Consider the following 20,018-nt stretch of genomic DNA (forward strand, 5'->3'; position numbering starts at 1 on the left):
GCCTCATCTGGAGGACCCATGCTGCAACTCGTCATCGGCAACAAGAACTACTCGTCCTGGTCCCTGCGTGCCTGGCTCCTGCTCGCGCATTTCGGCATCCCCTTCGAGGAAACCAAGCTGCGCCTGAGCTTCAGCGAGGGGTCGGAGTTCAAGCGCCGCCTGGCGTCGCTCACGCCCACCGGCCAGGTGCCGGTGCTGGTCGATGGCGACCTGGCGATCTGGGACACCCTGGCCATTGCCGAAACCCTGGCCGAGGCCCATCCCGACAAGCGCATGTGGCCCACCGACCGCCGCCAGCGCGCCCGCGCCCGCAGCCTGTGCGCCGAGATGCACGCCGGGTTCTCGGCGTTGCGCAGCCACTGCCCGATGAACATCGAGGCCGACCTGTCGGCCGTGGGCGCCGAGCTGATGCGCAACCGCCCCGAGGTCGTGCGCGACCTGCAGCGCATCGTGCAGATGTGGACGGGCCAGCTCGACGCCCACGGCGGCCCCTGGCTCTTCGGCGCCGAGGTCACCATCCCGGATCTCTTCTTTGCTCCCGTGTGCACCCGCATCCGCACCTACGACCTGCCGGTGCCGCCGGCGGTGGAGGCCTACATCGAGCGCATCCAGGCCCTGCCGGCCATGCAGGCCTGGGTGGCCGAGGCCCTGGCCGAGCAGGATTTCCTCGACTTCGACGAGCCGTACCGCCAGAGCCGCGCCGGCTGAACCCACGCCGCTACACTTGCCGGCCATGAAGGTCTACATGGTCGGCGGTGCCGTGCGCGACCGGCTGCTCGGCTTGCCGGTCAGCGATCGCGACTGGGTCGTGGTGGGGGCCACCCCCGAAGCCATGATCGCGGCCGGCTACACGCCCGTGGGCCGCGACTTCCCCGTCTTCCTGCATCCCCAGACCCACGAGGAATACGCGCTGGCGCGCACCGAGCGCAAGACCGGCCGCGGCTACCACGGCTTCACCTTCCACACCGCGACCGACGTGACGCTGGAGCAGGACCTGCAGCGCCGCGACCTCACGATCAACGCCATCGCCGAGGACGAGGACGGCCGCCTCATCGACCCCTTCGGTGGGGTGCGCGACCTGCAGGACCAGGTGCTGCGCCACACCTCGCCGGCCTTTGCCGAAGACCCGGTGCGCATCCTGCGCGTGGCCCGCTTTGCGGCCCGCTTCACCGAGTTCAGCGTGGCCGCCGAAACCCTGATGCTGATGCGCCAGATGGTGGCCCATGGCGAGGCCGACCATCTGGTGCCCGAACGCGTGTGGCAGGAACTCTCGCGCGGGCTGATGGAAAAGAAGCCCTCCCGCATGTTCGAGGTCTTGCGCGAATGCGGCGCGCTTGCGCGCATCCTGCCCGAGGTCGACCGCCTCTGGGGCGTGCCCCAGCGCGCCGAATACCACCCGGAGGTGGACACCGGCATGCACCTCATGCTGGTGATGGACATGGCCGCGCGCCTGAAAGCCTCGCTGCCGGTGCGCTTCGCCTGCCTGATGCACGACCTGGGCAAGGGCACCACGCCGGCCGACATGCTGCCGCGCCACATCGGCCACGAGCAGCGCAGCGTGGGCCTGCTGCGCGAGGTCTGCCAGCGCCTGCGCGTGCCCACCGAATGCCGCGAACTGGCCGAGGTGGTGGCGCGCGAACACGGCAACATCCACCGCAGCGGCGAGCTGGGGGCGGCCGCGCTGGTGCGCCTGCTGGAGCGCTGCGATGCCTTCCGCAAGCCCGAGCGCTTCGCCGAGATCGTGCTGGCCTGTGAATGCGATGCCCGCGGCCGCCTGGGCCTGGGTGAACAGGACTACCCCCAGGGTGAACTGCTGTTGCACGTGCTGCGCGCGGCCCAGCAGGTGGTCACGGCCGACATCGCGCGCGAGGCCCAGGAACGCGGCCAGCAGGGCCCGCAGATCGCCAAACTCATTCACGAGGCCCGGGTGCGCGCCGTGGCCGACGCCGTCTGACCCGGCGCATTCCCGACTCAGCGCAGGGGTCGCTGGCTGGTGGGATGATGGGCGCTTCGGCTGGCGCGTGCGAGCCGACCCCAGGGGGTGTGCGATGAAGGTGGCGCAGACGATCCAGCGGCTCGGCTTTCGCAAGTGGTACGAGCGCGAGCTCATCCAGAGCCACCTCCACCTCGTGCTGCTGCTCTTCTCGGCCCTGGGCCTGCTGGGCAGCGCCGAAGCCTACGAGCGCAGTGCGCCGGTGCCCGAACAGCTCTGGATCGGCCTGTGCGCCGCTGCCAGCGCCCTCATCGGCGTGTGGGCGCTGCGCCGTTACCTCTACCTGTTGATGCACGCCGAACAGGTGGCCAACCAGGCCAACTGTCCCGACTGCCAGACCTACGCCCGCTGGACCCTCGAGGAGCACGACGAAGCCCAGCAGCGCCTGCAGGTGCGATGCCGCCAGTGCGGGCACCGGTGGCCGATCGACTATTGAGCCCCTGAATCACCCACAGGGCTAGACAAACTTCCCGATCGCCATCGCGATGAAGCTCAGCAGCACGGCGGTGGCGATGGGCAGGTGCCATTCGCGGCCGCCGAGCTTGAAGTGGAAGTCGCCGGGCAGGCGGCCCAGGCCGATCTTGCGCAGCCAGTGGCTCAGGCCGTTGAAGACGATCAGGGCCAGGAGGATGACGAGCAGCCAGCGCAGCATTGGGGGGCCTCAGAGCCGATGGGTGCGGTCGCCGTGGGCAAAGCCCAGGGGCTCGAAGTGGCGGGTGTCCACGCCGCGCGAGAAGGCGATGACCTTGAAAAGCTCGCCCATCTCGTGTTCGTTGACCAGCTTTTGCACCGCCGCGGTGGCGCGCAGGTCGCCGTCGGGGATGAGTTCCAGCAGCCCGCAGTTGAGCAGGAAGTGCCCCTGCGAGGTGTAGCCCAGCACGTCCAGCCCGGCGTCCTGCGCGGCCAGGGCGATGCCGGTGAAGTTCACATGGGCGGTGATGTCTTTCTCGCCCACGTCCACCAGCGGGTCCGGGTCGGCGCGGTGGGCGCGGTGGCACATCAGCGTGCCGCCGTGGCGCTGGGGCAGGTAGTACTCGTCCTCGGGGAAGCCGTAGTCGAGGAGGAAGATCACGCCGCGCGTCAGGTGCGCGGCCAGGGTGCGCACGAAGGCCTCGGCCTGGGGGTGGATCTCGGTGACGGTGCCGGGCACGAAGGCCGCCTCCACGGGTGGGCGCAGCTCGGTGGGCCGGTCGGCCCAGGTGAGGCGTTCGCCATCGATCGCCACGCCACGCTCCAGCCATTGGCGGCCATCGAAATGCAGCAGCTGCACGGGCATCGCATCGAGCACCTCGTTGCCGATGACCACGCCGCGCATCGTGTCGGGCAGACGGTCGTGCCAGTGCACGCGCGCCAGATGCTCGGGCCGCTCGGCGGCCAGGCGGTCATGCTGGCGCTCGCGCAGGCTGCCCGACAGATCGACGATGTGATAGGCGCTCACGGCTGGCCCCAGGGCGCCCAGGATCTGGCTGGCCAGGGCGCCGGAGCCCGCCCCGAACTCCCAGATCTCGGCCGTGCCACTGGCCACCAGGGCCTGACGCAGCTGACGGGCCAGGGCCTGGCCGAACAGCGGCGTCAGCTCGGGGGCGGTGACGAAGTCGCTGCCGCTGTGCGGCATGGTGCCGAACTTGCGGCGGTCGTTGGCGTAGTAGCCCAGACCCGGCGTGTAGAGGGCTGCGGCCATGAAGCGGTCGAAGCCCCACCAGCCGCCATCGGCGGCAATGGCCTCGCGCAGGCGCTCCGACAGGGCGGCCGCTACACTGGCGGATTCCTTGGTCTGCATCGCGGCATTGTAGGTAGCCGTCCATGTCCGCTTCTCCAAAGCCCTCCGATCCGTCCGGCCGCCCCGCCCGCCCTGTGGCGCTGGTGACCGGCGCGGCACGCCGCCTGGGCCGGGCCATCGCGTCCGACCTGGCGGCCCATGGCTGGGACATCGCGCTGCACCACCGTGCCTCGGTGGAGGAGGCGGAGGAAGCGGCAGCGTCCTGGCGCGACGCCGGCGCGCGTGTGGCCGTGCTGGCGGCCGACCTCGCCGACGAAGCCGCCTGCCGCGCCCTGGTGCCGCAGGCGGTGGCCGCGCTCGGGCGGCTCGATGCCGTGGTCAACAACGCTTCGCGCTTCGACTATGACGACGCCCTGAGCGTGGACATGGCCTCGATGGAACGCCACTGGCGTGTCAACACCGCGGCCCCGGTGCTGCTGGCGCAGGCCCTGGCGCAGCACCTGGCGGGCGGCGGCCGGCGCGGCTGTGTGGTCAACCTGCTCGACCAGAAGCTGTGGAACCCCAACCCCGACTACTTCGCCTACACCCTGTCGAAGGCCGCGCTGGAGTCGGCCACCACCCTGCTGGCCCAGGCCCTGGCGCCCACAGTGCGGGTGGTGGGCGTGGCCCCGGGCGTGACGCTGCTGTCGGGCGCCATGAACGAGGCCGAGTTCGCGGCCTCACACCGCATGACCCCGCTGCAGCGTTCGTCCACCCCCGAAGACATTGCCCAGGCGGTGCGTTTCGCGTTGAACGCTCCCGCCATCACGGGCACCACCTTGCTGGTCGATGGCGGCCAGCACCTGAGCGCCCAGCCGCGCGACGTGATGTTCATCGCGCGCCACGGCGACGCTTCCTCGAAAGACTGACATGCAATCCCTGCTGAACCACCCGAGCCTGATGGACTGCCGCCGGCTCTTCCTGCGCAACTACGAGGTGTGGATCAACATCGGCGTGCACGACTTCGAGAAGCGCGGTGAGCAGCGCGTGCTGATCAACGTGGAACTCTACGTGCCGCTGGCCACCAGCACGCCCAAGGCCGATCAGCTCGAGGAAGTGCTGGACTACGACTTCATCCGCCGCACCATTGCGCAGCGCGTGTCGCAAGGCCATATCCATTTGCAGGAAACCTTGTGCGACGATGTGGTCGGCCTGATGATGGCTCACCCGCAGGTGAAGGCTGCGCGGGTGTCCACCGAAAAGCCCGACGTCTATCCTGACTGCGATGCCGTCGGGGTGGAGGTGTTCCGCGTCAAGGAGATGGCATGAGCACCGTGCTGGACGAGCGCCAGAGTGGCAAGACCGCCGAGAAGCTGGCCTTCGAGGCCAACAAGCTCAGCAAGCGCCTGCACCGACTGGTGGGCCAGGCGATCGCCGACTTCCACATGATCGAGCCGGGCGACAAGGTCATGGTGTGCATGTCCGGCGGCAAGGACAGCCATGCCCTGCTCGACATCCTGATCAACCTCAAGCAGCGCGCGCCGGTGCATTTCGACCTGGTGGCCGTCAACCTCGACCAGAAGCAGCCGGGTTTTCCGGCCCATGTGCTGCCGGAATACCTCAAGAGCCGCGGCGTGGACTTCCACATCGAGGAGCAGGACACCTATTCCATCGTCAAGCGCCTGATCCCCGAGGGCAAGACCACCTGCAGCCTGTGCTCGCGCCTGCGCCGCGGCATCCTCTACCGCGTGGCGGGCGAACTGGGGGCCACCAAGATCGCGCTCGGCCACCACCGCGACGACATGCTGCAGACCTTCTTCCTCAACATGTTCTTCGGCGGCAAGCTCAAGGGCATGCCGCCCAAGCTGGTGAGCGACGACGGCAAGCACATCGTGATCCGCCCGCTGGCCTACGTGCCCGAGCACGACCTGGCCGCCTGGGCCGAGCACCGTCAGTTCCCCATCATCCCCTGCGACCTGTGCGGCAGTCAGGAAAACCTGCAGCGCAAGCAGGTGGGGGCGATGCTGCGCGAGTGGCAGAAGAAGTACCCCGGCCGCATCGAGAACATGTTCTCGGCTCTGCAGACGGTGGTGCCCTCGCACCTGATGGACCGGAACCTCTACCCGTTCGCCGGCCTCCAACCCACGGGAGTGGCCGATGCCGGCGGCGACAAGGCCTTCGACGAGGACGAGGACTGCGGCACGCCGTCCACCGCGGTGGTGCAGTGGCCCGCCGATCGCTGACTGTGCATGGACTGGGAGATATCGACGATGCGCTGGAAGATGCTGTGGGCCCTGGGTGCGCTGCTGGTGCTCAGCGGCTGCGCGAGCGTGCGGCTCATCGAAAGCGACGTGAACAGCTATTCCCAGTGGCCCACCACGCGGGCCCCGGGCAGCTTCCGCTTTGAGCGCCTGCCGTCACAGCAGGCCCAGGCGGCCGAGCAGGACGCCGTGGAAGCCGCGGCGCTGCCCGCCCTGCAGCAGGCGGGCTTCACGCTGGCCGCCAACGGTGCCTCGGCCGAGTTCCTCGTGCAGGTGGCCAGCGCGCTCACGCGCTACGACCGCGCCCCCTGGGACGACCCCTACCCCTGGGGCTGGAACACCGGGCTCTTCTATGGCGGGCGCTACCACCGGGGCGCCAGCCTGGGGCTCAGCTTCAGCGTGCCCCAGCCCTACTATGTGCGCGACGTGTCGGTGCTCATCCGCGATGCGCGCACCCAGCAGGTGCTGTATGAAACCCGCGCCCGCCACGATGGCCGCTGGGCCGATGAGGCGGTGCGCGCCACGCTGTTCGAGGCGGCCCTGAAGGACTTCCCCCAGCCCGCCCTGAGTCCGCGCCGCGTCAGGATCGAGATTCCTCGCTGAGCGGGGTCTCGGCCGGTGCGGCGCCGGCCAGCTGGCGCCGGGCCAGGTCGCGGAAGCGTCGCGGCGACAGGCCGGTGTGCCGCGTGAAGAAGCGCGTGAAGTAGGCGGCGTCGGCAAAGCCCAGGGTCAGGGCGATCTCCTTCACGCTCAGCTGGGCATAGGCCAGGTCGCGCTTGGCCTCCAGCAGCAGGCGCTCATGCACGGCACCCAGCGCCGAGGTGCGCAGCACCTCGCGGCACACGCGGTTGAGCTGGGTGGTGGTGATGCCCAGCTGGTCGGCGTAGAAGGCCAGCGGATGCTGCTCGCGGTAGTGCTGCTCCACCAGCGCGCGGAAGCGCTGCACGTGCAGAAGGCTGCGCGGCGGGTGTTCGGCCCCCTGGGCTCCGGCGGCATCCAGGGCCCGACCCAGGTGCACCAGCACCATGCTCAGGGCGGCCGTCAAGGCCGTCATGCGCCAGGCCGCGTGGCCCTGGGCTTCGGCCGTCAGGGCTCGCACGGCGGCGTCCAGGGCCTTGAAGGCCGGCGCATGCGGCGTAAAGGTGAGGCAGTGCGCCTGCGCCAGCCGCGCTTCGAGCTCGGGTTCGGCCGCCAGCAGAGCCTGCAGCCGCTGCGCCACCACCGTGACGATCACGCCGTCGGTGTCGCTGGAGAAGCGGAACCCGTGCACCGACAAGGCCGGCACGAAGATCGCGCAGGGCGCGGTGTAGGCCCGCCGTTCGTCGTCGAACACCACCTCGCCGCTGCCGGTGCGCAGGCACAGCAGCTGTGCGAAAAGGTCATGGCGATGCGGGCGGATCTCCCAGTCGTACAGGCGGCTGCGCTGGGCGATCGATTCGACGTGCAGGCTTTCCGGTATCAGCGGCTGGTCCCGCTCGCCATAGAGCGCATAGGTAGGAACCCGGGTGGCCATGTTCGGATTGTGCAAGTGTTTGTCGGGGGCGTCCATTTCCACGGTGTCAAGCCCTCACTAAGCTTGAGGCAACTCAAGACGCACCTCGGACACAGGAGACTCCTCATGCGCGTGCAAGTTGCCATCATCGGCGCCGGCCCGTCGGGCCTGCTGCTGGGCCAGTTGCTGCACAAGGCCGGCATCGATGCCGTGATCGTGGAGCAGCGCAGCCCCGACTACGTGCTGGGCCGCATCCGCGCCGGCATCATCGAACAGATCACGCAGGACCTGCTGGACGAAGCCGGGGTGGGCGCGCGCATGCACAAGGAAGGCCTGGTGCACCACGGCATCGAGCTGTGCTTCAAGGGGGCCCGTCACCGCATCGACATGACCGACTTGACCGGCGGCAAGACGGTGCGCGTGTACGGCCAGACCGAGATCACCCGCGACCTGATGGACGCCCGCGCCGCGGCCGGACTGAAGACGGTGTACGAGGCGGCCCACGTGAGCCTGCACGATTTCGACGGGCACCGCCCGCGGGTGCGCTACGAAAAGGACGGTGCCACGCACGAGATCGAATGCGACTTCATCGCCGGCTGCGACGGCTACCACGGCGTGAGCCGCGCCAGCGTGCCGGGCAGCGCCATCCAGACCTTCGAGCGCGTCTACCCCTTCGGCTGGCTGGGCATCCTCTCCGACACCCCGCCGGTGAGCGATGAACTGATCTACACGCACCACGAGCGCGGCTTCGCGTTGTGCAGCATGCGCAGCCCCACGCGCAGCCGCCACTACGTGCAGGTGTCGCTGGACGAGAAGGTGGAGGACTGGAGCGACGACCGCTTCTGGGACGAACTGCGCCGTCGTCTCGACCCCGAGGCCGCCGAATCGCTGGTGACCGGCCCCTCCATCGAAAAGAGCATCGCCCCGCTGCGCAGCTTCGTGGCCGAACCCATGCGCTTCGGCCGCCTCTTCCTGGCCGGCGACGCGGCCCACATCGTGCCGCCCACGGGCGCCAAGGGCCTGAACCTGGCCGCCTCGGACGTGCGCTACCTTTCACGCGCATTGATCGAGTTCTACCAGGACAAGACCGCCGCCGGCATCGACCACTATTCCGAAAAGTGCCTGCGCCGCATCTGGAAGGCCGAGCGCTTCTCGTGGCACATGACGAGCCTGCTGCACCACTTCCCCGACAACGGCAGCTTCGGCCGCAAGATCCAGGAGGCCGAGCTCGACTACCTGGTGGGCTCGCGCGCGGCGTCCACCGCGCTGGCCGAGAACTACGTGGGGCTGCCGTTCGAGGACTGAGCCCTCGGGCGTCAGTGCACGAAACCGATCGCCGTCTTGCGCGGCCCCGTCTCCGGCAGGTCGCGCACCTCGATGCGCACGCGGCGCTCGAGCTTGGCGTTGCCGAAGGCCGTCATCCAGGCGCGGCGCATCTCGCGCGGTGCCATGTCGGCAAAGCGCTCCAGCACGGCTTCAGTGGGTTCGGGGTCGAAGCGCGAACCCCAGTCATGCTCGCCGCGGATCGCCACATACAGCCGCAACGCGATCTTGCGCGCCGCCTCGCGGTCGGGCGCGGGCACGCTGTAGACGTTCATGCGGTTGAGGATGGGCTCGGGGATGGCGCGCTCGTCGTTGGCCGTGGCCACCCAGATCACCTGGCTGGCGTCGATGGGCACCTCGGCAAATTCATCGGTGAAGGCGCCAGCGGTGTCGTGTTCGAGCAGGCTGTAGAGCGACCCGAGCGGATCGTAGGCCGATTCGGCCGTGGCCTTGTCGATCTCGTCCACCACCATCACCGGGTTGGCGTACTGCCCGTCTACCAGGGTCTCGAAGACCTTGCCCGCGCGCGCGCCCTTCCATTGCGAGGAAGCGCCCGAGAGCACCCAGCCCGCCGTGAGCGAACTCATCGCCACGAAGCCCAGGCCCGTGCCCAGCAACTGTGAGAGTCGCCGCGCGAAGTGGGTCTTGCCCACCCCGGGGGGGCCCAGCAAGAGCATGGGCGTGATCTCCAGGGCATCGCGGCTGTCCTCGCACAGTGCGAGCTGGCGCTTCACGTCGTCGAGCACCTCGGTGAAGTTGGGCAGTTCGTCGTAGAGCGGGGCCATCACCGGCAGGCCCGAGGGCTTCACCTGGAAGCGCTCCGGGCCCCGTTCGAGCATGCGCTCGTAGGTGGCGCGCAGGTGTTCGTGTTCCTTCTGCGGCAGCTTGTCCAGCCGGCGCTCCACGTCGCTGACGCGGTAGACACTGCGCATGTGCGCAATCGGGATGGTGGTGTCCCGCACGGGGACCAGTTCATGCGAGCTCATCGGCAACCTCCACTGCTTAGGCCGGTCAACTCATTGCAGCAAAGACTACCGTGAGCCAACCGTCAAACAAACGGGGAAACCCCCGCCTGTTGCCAGCACGAACCGTGCCTACGGAGCCCCAATGTGAACCCCATCACATCGCAGGGGCCAGCAGACACCACGTAGGGGGTGGGTCTAGTTGACCCAGGTGTTCAGTTGGATGATCGGCAAGAGGACGGCCAGCACGATCAGCATCACGATCACGCCCATCGCCACGATGAGCAGCGGCTCCAGGATGGTGGCCAGCTGCATCGCACGGCGCTGCACTTCCTGGCCGAGCTGGTTCGCTGCGCGCGCCAGCATGGTGTGCAGGGTGCCGGTCTGTTCGCCCAGGCGGGCGAACATGGCCAGCAGGCCCGGGAAGCGCTTCTTGGCCGCCAGCGCCGAGGCCAGAGGGGCGCCTTCGCGCACCTGCACCAGGGCATCCAGCGCATCGGCTCGCATCGCGCGGTTGCTCAGCGTTTCGGCCGCCGCTTGCAAGGCCTTCAGGATGGGCACGCCCGCGCCGGCCAGCATGGCCAGCGTGCCGGCAAAGCGCGCCGCGTTGTAGCCGCGTGAGAGCCGGCCCAGCAGCGGCAGGCCCAACCAGGCCGCGTCGAAGCTTTCGCGGAAGGTCTCGTTGCGCAGGCTGAAAGCCAGCAGCATGCCGCCACCCGCCGCACCCAGCGCGGCCAGCCACCCCCAGTGCCGCACGAAGTCGCTGATGGCCAGCATGGCCACCGTGAGCCAGGGCAGGGCGCGCTTGCTGCTGGTGAACACCGAGGCCACCTGCGGCACCACATAGGTGACGAGGAAGATCACGATGACCACCGCCACCAGCGAGACGATGGCGGGGTAGAGGGCCGCTGCGATCAGCTTGGCCTTCAGGGCCTGGCGTTCCTCCAGGTCGTCGGCGAGCTTCTCCAGCACCAGACCCAGCCCACCGCTCTGCTCGCCAGCCGCCACCACGGCGCGGTAGATGTCGTCGAACTCGCGCGGTGCGGTGCCCAGGGCCTTGGCGAAGGACGAGCCGGCATTCACCTCGCTGCGCAGGTGCGCCACCAGCTCGCGCTGACGCGGGTCTTCGGCCTCGTCGGCCAGCGCAGTGAGCGCGCGTTCCAGGGGCAGGCCCGAGCCGACCAGCCCGGCCAACTGGCGCGTCCAGATGGCCAGGGCGGTGGAGCTGAAGACCTTGCCGCGCAAGCGGAGGGTGCCGGCGTCGTTGGCGGCGGCGCTGACCGTGGTCACCGACAGGGGCACGAGCTTTTGCGCGCGCAACTGGGCGCGGGCGGCCTTGGCATTGTCGGCCTCGATCAGGCCGGTGCTGGTGCGCCCGGCGGCATCGAGGGCTTCGAACTTGTAGGCGGGCATCGGTCAGTCCCGCGTCACGCGCAACACTTCTTCCAGCGAGGTGACGCCGGCCTGCACGAGCCGCTCGCCGTCTTCGCGCATGGTGCGCAGGCCGCCCTGCTCGGCGGCCACGAAGATCTGCGATTCGGCGGCGCGGCTGTGGATGAGGGCGCGCACCTTGTCGTCGGCCACCATCAGCTCGTACACGCCCGTGCGGCCCTTGTAACCCGTCATGCCGCATTCCTTGCAGCCCACCGGGTGCCAGCGGCCTGCGTCGTCCTGGCGTTTGCAATGCGGGCACAGCTTGCGCACCAGGCGCTGGGCCAGCACGCCCAGCAGGCTGGAGCTCAGCAGGAAGGGCTCGATGCCCATGTCGATCAGGCGGGTGACGGCCGAGGGCGCGTCGTTGGTGTGCAGCGTGGCCAGCACGAGGTGGCCGGTGAGCGAGGCCTGCACGGCGATCTGCGCGGTCTCGAAGTCGCGGATCTCGCCGATCATGATCACGTCCGGATCCTGGCGCAGGATGGCGCGCAGGGCCTTGGCGAAGGTGAGGTCGATGCGGGCGTTGACCTGCGTCTGGCCGATGCCGGGCAGCTCGTACTCGACCGGGTCTTCCACCGTGAGCACGTTGGTGGTGGAGGTGTCCACGCGGCCGAGTGCCGCGTACAGCGTGGTGGTCTTGCCCGAGCCGGTGGGGCCGGTGACCAGCACGATGCCGTGAGGCTGCTCGATCAGGCGCGAGAAGCGCTGCAGCGTGTCGCCGCCCATGCCCAGGCTTTCCAGGCTGAAGCGGGTGTCGCCTTTGTCGAGCAGGCGCAGCACGGCGCGTTCGCCATGGGCCGAGGGCAGGGTGGACACCCGCACGTCCACGCCACGCCCGCCGATGCGCAGCGAGATGCGGCCGTCCTGCGGCAGGCGCTTCTCGGCGATGTCGAGCTCGGCCATGATCTTCAGGCGCGAGATCAGCGCGGCATGCAGGGCCTTGTTGGGTTGCACCACCTCGCGCAGCGAACCATCCACGCGAAAGCGCACCGACGAGCTGCGCTCATAGGGTTCGATGTGGATGTCGCTCGCGCCGTCCTTGGCGGCCTGCGTGAGCAGGGCGTTGAGCATGCGGATGATGGGGGCGTCGTTGGCGGCCTCCAGCAGGTCCTCCACCGCGGGCAGGTCCTGCATCATGCGCGAAAGGTCCACGGCACTCTCGACCTCGCCCACCACCGCGGCGGCACTCGACTCGCCGCCGGCGTAGGCGGCCGCGATGCGCTGGGCGAGACTGGCCTGGGGCTCATGCTCGAAGCTGTCGATCTGGAAATGGCGCAGCACCTCCGACAGCACCGGGGCGCTGGCGTTGGCGTCGGCCCAGAGGGTCAGGCGCTCGCCGTCGTCTTCCAGCAGCACGCAGTGCGCCTTGGCGAAGGCGTAGGGCAGGGGATGGCGGGCACCCATGGTGGCGCGGTCCTCAGTTCACCGGCTGCGGCGTGGCCGCGGGCGCCACCGCGGGCGGCGTGGCGGCGTCGGCCGGTGGGGGCAGCTCGCGCGCGGGCATCACGGGCGCCTCGTTGATCGGCAGCAGCACGCGCGGCTGCGGCTGGCTGGCGATCTGCTGTGCACGCATCATGTCGTAGCGGTCCATCGACAGTCGGTTCGAGGCGTCCTGGTCGCGCATCACCACGGGGCGCAGGAAGACCATCAGGTTGGTCTTCACGCGCGAGCGGTTCTCGCTGCGGAAGAGGCCACCCAGCAGCGGCACGTCACCCAGCAGGGGCACCTTGTCGCGGTTGTCGGTGAACTGGTCCTGCATCAGGCCGCCCAGCACGATGATCTGGCCGTCGTCCACCACCACGCTCGATTCGATCGAGCGCTTGTTGGTGACCAGCCCGGCGGTGGCATCGGCCACACCCTGCGAGACGTTCTGGTTCACCACGCTGGAGACTTCCTGGTAGATCGCCAGGCGCACCGTGCCGTTCTCGCCGATCTGCGGCTTCACGCGCAGCGTGATGCCCACGTCCTTGCGTTCGATGGTCTGGAAGGGGTTGACGGCCCCGCCCGTGCCGCCGGTGTTGGTGAACTGCCCGGTGACGAAGGGCACGTTCTGGCCGATGGTGATCTTGGCCTCCTCGTTGTCGAGGGTGACCAGGTTCGGTGTGGACAGGATGTTGCCGTCCACGTTCTGTTCCAGGAAGCGCGCGAGACCTGCCAGCGAATAGGTGCCCAGGAAGTTGCGCACGATGCCCACATTGAGGCCCGCCGAGGGCAGGGCGCCGCTCTGACCGCCCGTGGCGGCGGCCAGGGAGAGCTGGATGATGTTGTTGCCCCCGGTGCCGTAGTTGGTGCCTCCCACCAGGCCCCAGCGGTCGCCTTCGCGGCCCAGCAGCCCTTGCCACTGGAAGCCCACGTCGGCCGCCTTGGTGGCGTTCACCTCGACGATCATGGTTTCCACATAGACCTGGGCGCGGCGCGAGTCGAGCTGGTCGATCACCGCGCGCAGCTGGCGGTACAGCGGATCGGGGGCGGTGATGATGAGCGAGTTCGTGGCCGGATCGGCCTGGATGAAACCGCCGGTGGAGGGCTGGGCCGCGGTGCTGACCGGGGCCGTGGCCTGGGGCGAGGCCCCCGTCGCGCTGGAGGCCCCCCCCAGTGTGCCGCCGGTGGCCGAGGTCGCAGCACCCGTCAGCGTCGAGGACCCGCCACCCGCGCCGCCCCGGCTGTCCGTGGGGAAGGCCGCGCGCAGCACCTGGGCGAGCCGCACCGCATCGGCATTCTTCAGATAGACCACGTGGATGTTGCTGCCGCCCACGCCACCGGCGCCGGGCACGTCGAGCCGCTCCACGATCGAGCGGATCAGCGCGAGGCGCGCCGGGTTGGCGGCCCGCACCAGCAGGGCGTTCGTGCGCGAGTCGGCCAGGATGGTGCCGGCCGAGGTGCTGCCGCCGGCCACGGGCCCGGCGGCACCCGGGGCACCGGGGGGAGCGGCCACGTTGGCGGCCCCGCCGGCCTGCTGGTCGAGCAGGCGCTGCACCAGCACGGCCACGTCGGTGGCCACGGCATGCTGCAAGGGGATCACCTCCACATCGGTGCCGCTGGGCACGTCCAGCGCCGCCACGATGCGCGCCAGCCGGCGCAGGTTGTCGGCATAGTCGGTGATCACGAGCGAGTTGTTGCCCGGGTTCACGTTGATCGTGTTGTTCGGGCTGATCAGCGGGCGCAGGATGGTGACGAGGTTGTTCGCATTCTCGTGCTGGATGCGGAAGATCTGGGTGAGGATGGTGTCGCCGCGCGCGGCCACGCCGGGGCCGGCGGACACCACGCCCGTCTGCAGCTTGGCGTCGGCCTCCGGCACGATCTTGTACAGGCCTTCCACCTCCACCACGGCAAAGCCCAGACCGCGCAGGGCGGCGAGGAAGCTGATGTAGGCCTCCGAGCGGCTCATGGGCTGCTCGCTATAGAGCGTCATCTGCCCACGCACGCGCGGGTCGATGACGAACTGGCGGCGCAGGATGAGGCCCATGGCCCGGGCCACGCCGTCGATCTCGGCGTTGACGAAGTTCAGCGTGACCTGGCCTGCGTTGGCATCGGTGGTCTGCGACCACACGGCCGGCGGCGTGCCCAGCGCCAGGAAGCTCGCGGCCAGTGCGGTGCACAGGGCCTGGGCGCCACGTCGGGCCAGAGGGGTGCGTTTCATGCTCATCCGATCGAGATGACCGAGCGCGCGCCGTCGCGCCGCCCGATGATGTTCAGGAGGTTGTCCAGGGCGTCCTCGAAGCCTTCGCCCGAGCGGGCTTCCCCCCGGAAGCGTACGCCGCTTGGGCCCCAAAGGCCATCGCCGCTGAGCTGCAGCGCGCCTTCGCGGGTGGACAGGACGATCTGCACCTGGCCTTGCTCGTTGCTGAACAGGCTCAGGCGGTAGCTGCCCAGCTGGTTCAGGGTGACCAGCGGCGAGGAGGCGTTGAGGATGTCGAGGTCGGCGCGGCCTTGCACCAGCCAGCGCCCGGCCGTGCCTTCCAGGGTGAGTCCCGGGCTGCTCAGGCGCAGCACGCCCCCCAGCTGCAGCGTGTTCCAGGGGGTGCCCAGGCCACCCAGCAAGGCACTGGGCCACTGGGCCGTCCATCCGGGTTGGGGCAGCAATTGCACCGACACGCGCGACCAGCCGGCCTGGACGCGAAGACCGACCTGGCCGTTCAGGCAGCATTCCTGGCGCAGCCGCACGATGGCTCCCAGTCCCGACGGTCGCAGGGTCCAGTGCAGCCGTCCGGGCAGTGCGGTGGCGTCGCGGCTGCCGGGGCCGCCGGAGAGCACCAGCACGGCGTGCCCGTTCCAGACGGTGCCCTGGGCCTGGGCCAGCAGCACGCGCTGCCCGCTGGCGGCCGCCACGGCTGACGCCAGCCAGTTGGCCGGCGCAAACACCACCAGGGCCACGAGGGTGCCGAGGATGGCGCCAGCCCAGCCCCAGCGCCGCAGGCTGGCCTGCCGGGCCCGTGCGGCCGCGCTGGCGGCGGAATCGAGGCGCGAATTCGGGAAGCGGGAGTTGCCGAAGCGCGAGGCGCCGAACTGCGAGTTGCCGAAGCGCGACACCGTGTCCTTGCGGCGCCAGCGGCCCAGGCGTGCGATGAGACCGCTCATGACGCCCCTCCGCTGAGCACCAGCACGATGGTGCCGTTGTAGCCATTGCCGCTGCGTGTGAGCTGCACATCGACCGGGCGCGCGCGGGCGGCACTGCGGGCCTCGCCCAGCCAGGCCCACAGGACGTCCCCAGGGAGTCCCTGCACCGTCAGCGTGGCGCGATCGCCCTGCAGGTTCAGTCGGCCCCCTTCGCCCAGACGTTCGGCCGAGGCCTGCAGGGCACGTGTGGCCTGGGCCGAGGCCACGGGCGGAGCCCCCCGCAGCTCGCGGGCTTCCTGGGCCAGCCGCTGCATGTGCTGGGTCTGGGTGCGGATCTCGGCGAGTTGCTGGGGGGTTTCGCGCAGCGTGCGCAGGGCAGGCTGCAGGGCCACCCACCACAACACCGCCAGCGCCACCACGGCGCCGGTGAACTGCACCAGCGTGCGTTCGCGTGCCTCCAGCGCGTTCCAGCGCGTGAGCACCTTCTGTTGCCACTGCTGGCGCAGGTCCTGCAGGGTCATGAGCGGCCTCCCGGGGCGCGTCGCAGGGTGAGCTGGGGGCCGTTGCGCTCGATGCGCCAGCCTTCGGGTTCGAGCTGCTGGCTCAGTTCTGCGATGTCCTCGTCGGGCCAGCCCCCCACCGACAGGGTGAGCTGGCCGGGTTCGAAGCGCAGGCCTTCCAGCGGCCGGCCCTGGGGCCAGGCGCCGGCCACGGCCTGCAGCATGGGCTCGAGGTCGGTGTCGCCCGGGCGGCCGGCCACGGCGCGCAGCTGTTCGGTTTCGCGCTGCATCTGCACCGGCGCATCGAGCACGGCGCGCACGTTCGGGAAGGTCGCCTGCAGCAAGGCCACCTGTTCGGCACGGGCCGCGCGCAGCTCATGGCGCTGCTTCCAGGCCCAGGCGTTCAGGCCCACGAGCTGCACCAGCACCAGCACCGCCAGGCCCACCCGCAGCGGTCGCCAGGCCGGGCCCGAAAGCGAGCGCCATCCCTTGCGCAGGGCCCGCACGCCCCTGGGGCGGTTGGCCAAGTCGAACTGTCGCAGGTTCCAGGCCGATTGCGCCGCCTGCAGGGCGGCATCGGCGCGCGACAGCACCTCCACCGGCTGGCCCAGACCCTGCTCGGCGGCTGCCACGGCGGCGGGCTCGGCACTCCACAGCGTCGGGGGCTGATCGGGGCCTGGCCCGGCGAGCCAGTGGCGCATCAGGGTGCCGGAAGGGCGCAGCACCAGCACGCCGTCGGGGCGGGCCCAGACCAGGCTCAGCGCCCGGTCGTCCTCCGGGTTGTCGAGCTGGAAATGGCCTCGCGCTGGTTCGCCCGGTTCGGCCTGGGGCACGACCCGATCGACCACGATGCCAGCAGCCTCGAGGGCGCCGAGCTGCAGCACCAGCCAGGCGCGGTGCATGGCCACCACCCAGGTGTCGTTCCCCGCGCTGGCGCCGGGAGCCACGGCCAGGTGGGTGTCCTCGGTGTCTTCGAGCAGTGCTTCTTCCAGCACGCCGGCCAGTGCGGCACGCAGCCGCGCCTGGGGTGCCTTGGGCAGGCTCACCCGGTGCCAGGCCAGGTCGGCGGCCGCGGCCACGGCCACCACGGTGTCGGCCTTGGGCATCAGGGCGGGCGCGCAGCGGCCATGACGGGCTGCCAGCAGGCCATCGCGGCTGAGCACATAGTCGAACTCGGCCGGCGCGCGCAGGGGCGCGGCCGCATCCCCGGGAGCACCACTGCGGGCGCCCAGGTGCGGCCTCGGGGCCAGCGAGATGACGAGCAGACTCATATAAGGCTTTTGAAATCAACGCATTATGCGCATGCCTTCACGTCACGTGTGAAGAAATGTCGCGGAGTTTCCCTGTCTCCCCCGTGCTCGCAGGGGTCAGCGCGCGGCGGGTAGCGCCAGGGCCGTGCGTTCGCGCGCAAGGGACACCACCTGCAGCCCCCGGCGCTCCACGAGCGAGCGCTCCTCCACGGCTCGCTGATCGATGCGCAACTGGCCGCGCACCTCGAAGAAGTCCGAACTCACGGTGACGAGGGTGTCCGAGGGCGCGCCGCCCGGCAGCAGCGATGCCGCTTCGTTCACCGCCCGGAACGGCGTGCGCTGACGGTGCTGCACCAGCCGGTCGGCGCTGGCGAGATCCAGCCCCAGCACGGCCGCCAGCACCTCGCGGGAGGCCGTGTTCAGGTTCACTTGGGTGGGTCGCGGCAGGATGGTCACATAGGGCGCCAAGGCGGCGACGGTGTTGGCATCCAGCCCCAGCCAGCTCAGCTGGGCGGGGCTGAAGGGCATCAGCGGGGCGTCGGCCGAGCCCTCGGTGTTCGCCTCCATGCCCGTGGTGCGCGGCACGAAGCCGGCCACCAGCAGGTTCACCGTGCTGGCATCGACGTTCACCAGTTCGCACAAGCGCGCCAGGGCCTCCCGATGTGGGGCCGAGGCATCCGGGGCCTGGGCCAGGTTGGTCAGGTTGAAGCGGGCCTGCAGGTCGCTGATGCGACCGGCCAGGAAGGCGTCCGGCGCGGCGTCGGAGTCGCTCAGGTCGGCGGCCAGGAAGGTGGACAGCCGCGCCTCGGCCAGCGGCGTGGCCCAGGGTTCCGAGAGATGGTCGACCGACCCCGAGCGGCGGTCCTCGCGCAGGATCAGCCGCGCCCAGTCGAGCGCGCCGGTGAGGATCCACGACGACTGCGCCCGGCTGCGCTCGGCGGCCTCGATCTGCACCGACCGCCACTGCCGCCACAGCATGCTGCTGGCCAGCGTGGCCACCAGGGTCACGATGATCATGGCCGTGAGCAGCGCGGCGCCGCGGTCCGGACGGTGGGGGGCTCGCATCATTCGGCCCTCAGGCGCAAGACGAGGTCGCGGGTCACGTCACCGGTCAGGCCGGAGGCGGGCGTGAGCGACAGCACCAGCCGCACCCCTTGCGGCAGGGCCTGCGCGCGCGGGTCGGTGGCCGACTGGTCGCCGGTGGACTGGGGGTTGGTCCAGGCATTGTTGCGCCAGAAGTACACCTGCCACTGGGCCACGCCGGGCAGGGCGGCCAGATCGCCGGGGTCACCGCCCAGCAGCTGCAGGGAGCGCATCCAGGCGTCCTGCAATTCGGCGCGTCGGGTCAGCGGCGGGCTCGCCCAGCGATGCCACTGGCTGCCGCGCAGCGTCCAGACCACCATCTGAACGCCTTGCTCGCTGCGACGCGTCAGGCGGGTCGAGCCGCCGTCGAAGCTCAGCGCCGGCACCACCTGGGTCTCATGCAGCGCGGCCAGGTCGGCCTCCCACTGGGCCAGCACGGTGTTCAGGCGCAGCACATGGTCCAGGCGGGTTTCGGCGATCTCCTTGGTGCGCACGATGCCGTCCACCCCGCGCCAGGCCAGCCCGGCCACGATGGCGAGGATGGTGACGGTGACCAGGACCTCGATGAGGGTGAAGCCGCGGAAGGGGCGCATGTCAGTACCGGGGCAGGATGGTGGACAGCGTCACCAGCGGTTCGCCCTCGGGCGTGGTGATGCGCGCGTCCACGCGGCGGAAATTCGGGTTGGGCGTGGGCCGGATCTGCAACTGCCCCACGTACTGCCGCCCGGCCTGCTCGCAGGCGAAGCCGGCATCGCCCACCGAAGGGAACTGGCGTGCCAGCATCAGGCCGGCGAGCTGGTTCTCGGCGCACCACTGGGCGGCCATGTTGTCGCTCAGGCGCTGGGCGTTGCCCGTCAGGGCCCCCGCGGCCTTGATGCCGGCCGACAGCGCCAGCGCCACGACCGCCAGGGCCACCAGCACCTCGATGAGCGTGAAGCCGCGGCGTTTCATGGTGAAGGTGCGATTGCAAAAGCCTGCAGCCCGTCGGTGGCGATGGTGATGCGCCGGTCCTCCAGCGCGAGCGTCACGCGCTGCGGGCCGATCAGCGGGTCGGGGCCGAGCGTGAGGCCACCCGTCCCATAGACCTCGGCCGACACGCCCTGGTTCATCCAGCCCGTGGGCAGCTGCAGGCTGTCGGGCAGGCCCACGAAGCGGAAGCCGTCGGTGGCGGGCACCCAGCGCACGATCACCCCGGTGGCCCGCGACTCGACGCGCGCCGACTCCAGCAGCGCAGCGAGGCGCTCGGCCTCACGTTCCAGCGCCGTGGCCTGCGGGTCGCGGATGGCGAGGCTGATCGTGCTCACCACGATCGCCATCAGGCTCAGCACGATCAGCAGCTCCAGCAGCGTGAAGCCACGCTGTCTTGCCCAAGAGGGGCGATGCCTGCCAAGCACTTCAGCACCCCGCACCACCCTGGCCCCTCAAGCAGACACCGCGGATCCGGCTCTGCCGGTCCGCCAGTGT

At 70.1% G+C, this 20,018-nt stretch carries 22 protein-coding genes; 8 read left to right on the plus strand and 14 right to left on the minus strand.

All coding sequences use genetic code 11. From position 1 onward, the window contains the following. The first annotated feature begins 18 nt into the window (after window positions 1-18). The 3 genes from C1704_RS08220 (at window position 19) to C1704_RS08230 (ending at window position 2,429) form a co-directional block, all read left to right on the plus strand. Window positions 19-708, plus strand: a complete 690-nt coding sequence (locus tag C1704_RS08220) for a glutathione S-transferase family protein (RefSeq protein ID WP_104302240.1) — start codon at window positions 19-21, stop codon at window positions 706-708. Between the two features lie 25 nt (window positions 709-733). Next, window positions 734-1,954, plus strand: coding sequence for a multifunctional CCA addition/repair protein (locus C1704_RS08225; RefSeq protein ID WP_104302241.1), 1,221 nt, complete (start codon window positions 734-736; stop codon window positions 1,952-1,954). 94 nt (window positions 1,955-2,048) lie between these two features. Further along, complete coding sequence (locus tag C1704_RS08230; protein ID WP_104302242.1) at window positions 2,049-2,429, plus strand: hypothetical protein; 381 nt, start codon at window positions 2,049-2,051, stop codon at window positions 2,427-2,429. A gap of 21 nt (window positions 2,430-2,450) precedes the next feature. Here the strand turns inward: C1704_RS08230 and C1704_RS08235 are convergent, their stop codons facing one another. Then, a complete protein-coding gene (locus C1704_RS08235) occupies window positions 2,451-2,645 on the minus strand; it encodes a DUF2905 domain-containing protein (RefSeq protein WP_104302243.1) in 195 nt (64 codons plus the stop codon). Between the two features lie 9 nt (window positions 2,646-2,654). Further along, on the minus strand, window positions 2,655-3,773 hold the full coding sequence (locus C1704_RS08240; RefSeq protein WP_104302244.1) for a class I SAM-dependent methyltransferase: 1,119 nt from the start codon (window positions 3,771-3,773) through the stop codon (window positions 2,655-2,657). 23 nt (window positions 3,774-3,796) lie between these two features. On the opposite strand from C1704_RS08240, the gene C1704_RS08245 reads away from it, so the two are divergent. The 4 genes from C1704_RS08245 to C1704_RS08260 are packed head-to-tail and all read left to right on the plus strand — an operon-like array spanning window position 3,797 to window position 6,556. Further along, window positions 3,797-4,621, plus strand: a complete 825-nt coding sequence (locus C1704_RS08245; RefSeq protein ID WP_104302245.1) for an SDR family oxidoreductase — start codon at window positions 3,797-3,799, stop codon at window positions 4,619-4,621. A gap of 1 nt (window position 4,622) precedes the next feature. Next, window positions 4,623-5,021, plus strand: a complete 399-nt coding sequence (locus C1704_RS08250) for a dihydroneopterin aldolase (RefSeq protein WP_104302246.1) — start codon at window positions 4,623-4,625, stop codon at window positions 5,019-5,021. Continuing rightward, complete coding sequence (gene ttcA / locus C1704_RS08255; RefSeq protein ID WP_104302247.1) at window positions 5,018-5,935, plus strand: tRNA 2-thiocytidine(32) synthetase TtcA; 918 nt, start codon at window positions 5,018-5,020, stop codon at window positions 5,933-5,935. Before C1704_RS08250 ends, ttcA begins: the two co-directional genes overlap by 4 nt. A gap of 6 nt (window positions 5,936-5,941) precedes the next feature. Continuing rightward, entirely contained in the window at window positions 5,942-6,556 is a 615-nt protein-coding gene (locus tag C1704_RS08260; RefSeq protein WP_104302248.1) for a DUF4136 domain-containing protein, read from the plus strand. Here the strand turns inward: C1704_RS08260 and C1704_RS08265 are convergent. Continuing rightward, complete coding sequence (locus C1704_RS08265; RefSeq protein WP_170064654.1) at window positions 6,534-7,466, minus strand: helix-turn-helix domain-containing protein; 933 nt, start codon at window positions 7,464-7,466, stop codon at window positions 6,534-6,536. The two genes, C1704_RS08260 and C1704_RS08265, sit on opposite strands and share 23 nt — an antisense overlap. 105 nt (window positions 7,467-7,571) lie before the next feature. Here C1704_RS08265 and pobA point away from each other — a divergent pair, with 105 nt between their 5' ends. Next, complete coding sequence (pobA, locus tag C1704_RS08270; protein ID WP_104302250.1) at window positions 7,572-8,750, plus strand: 4-hydroxybenzoate 3-monooxygenase; 1,179 nt, start codon at window positions 7,572-7,574, stop codon at window positions 8,748-8,750. A gap of 11 nt (window positions 8,751-8,761) precedes the next feature. Here the strand turns inward: pobA and C1704_RS08275 are convergent, their stop codons facing one another. The 11 genes from C1704_RS08275 to C1704_RS08325 all read right to left on the minus strand — a co-directional run bounded on the left by C1704_RS08275 (window position 8,762) and on the right by C1704_RS08325 (window position 19,966). Continuing rightward, on the minus strand, window positions 8,762-9,754 hold the full coding sequence (locus C1704_RS08275; RefSeq protein WP_104302251.1) for an AAA family ATPase: 993 nt from the start codon (window positions 9,752-9,754) through the stop codon (window positions 8,762-8,764). A 174-nt stretch (window positions 9,755-9,928) separates the two neighbouring features. After that, complete coding sequence (gene gspF, locus C1704_RS08280; RefSeq protein WP_104302252.1) at window positions 9,929-11,143, minus strand: type II secretion system inner membrane protein GspF; 1,215 nt, start codon at window positions 11,141-11,143, stop codon at window positions 9,929-9,931. Window positions 11,144-11,146: 3 nt separating this feature from the next. Then, the gene (gene gspE, locus C1704_RS08285; protein WP_104302253.1) at window positions 11,147-12,568 is read right to left on the minus strand and encodes a type II secretion system ATPase GspE; all 1,422 of its coding nucleotides are present in this window, start codon (window positions 12,566-12,568) and stop codon (window positions 11,147-11,149) included. 13 nt (window positions 12,569-12,581) lie between these two features. Continuing rightward, window positions 12,582-14,810: a type II secretion system secretin GspD gene (gene gspD / locus C1704_RS08290; RefSeq protein WP_104302254.1), complete on the minus strand. Its 2,229-nt coding sequence runs from the start codon at window positions 14,808-14,810 to the stop codon at window positions 12,582-12,584. Next, window positions 14,807-15,742 (minus strand): type II secretion system protein N, encoded by a 936-nt coding sequence (gene gspN / locus C1704_RS08295; protein ID WP_104302255.1) that lies wholly within the window; start codon window positions 15,740-15,742, stop codon window positions 14,807-14,809. The genes gspD and gspN overlap by 4 nt, the downstream gene beginning before the upstream one ends. Next, entirely contained in the window at window positions 15,739-16,242 is a 504-nt protein-coding gene (gene gspM / locus C1704_RS08300) for a type II secretion system protein GspM (protein ID WP_104302256.1), read from the minus strand. Before gspM ends, gspN begins: the two co-directional genes overlap by 4 nt. Then, window positions 16,239-17,492: a type II secretion system protein GspL gene (gene gspL, locus C1704_RS08305; protein WP_104302257.1), complete on the minus strand. Its 1,254-nt coding sequence runs from the start codon at window positions 17,490-17,492 to the stop codon at window positions 16,239-16,241. The genes gspM and gspL overlap by 4 nt, the downstream gene beginning before the upstream one ends. Before the next feature lie 96 nt (window positions 17,493-17,588). After that, the gene (gene gspK / locus C1704_RS08310) at window positions 17,589-18,539 is read right to left on the minus strand and encodes a type II secretion system minor pseudopilin GspK (protein WP_170064655.1); all 951 of its coding nucleotides are present in this window, start codon (window positions 18,537-18,539) and stop codon (window positions 17,589-17,591) included. Continuing rightward, on the minus strand, window positions 18,536-19,147 hold the full coding sequence (locus C1704_RS08315; protein WP_104302258.1) for a PulJ/GspJ family protein: 612 nt from the start codon (window positions 19,145-19,147) through the stop codon (window positions 18,536-18,538). The genes gspK and C1704_RS08315 overlap by 4 nt, the downstream gene beginning before the upstream one ends. Window position 19,148: 1 nt before the next feature. Beyond that, entirely contained in the window at window positions 19,149-19,505 is a 357-nt protein-coding gene (gene gspI, locus C1704_RS08320; protein WP_104302259.1) for a type II secretion system minor pseudopilin GspI, read from the minus strand. Beyond that, the gene (locus tag C1704_RS08325; RefSeq protein ID WP_336469937.1) at window positions 19,502-19,966 is read right to left on the minus strand and encodes a GspH/FimT family pseudopilin; all 465 of its coding nucleotides are present in this window, start codon (window positions 19,964-19,966) and stop codon (window positions 19,502-19,504) included. Before C1704_RS08325 ends, gspI begins: the two co-directional genes overlap by 4 nt. Between the last annotated feature and the right edge of the window lie 52 nt (window positions 19,967-20,018).

The organism is Caldimonas caldifontis, from assembly GCF_002930615.1.
In the GTDB taxonomy this organism is placed as follows: Bacteria; Pseudomonadota; Gammaproteobacteria; order Burkholderiales; family Burkholderiaceae_C; genus Caldimonas; species Caldimonas caldifontis.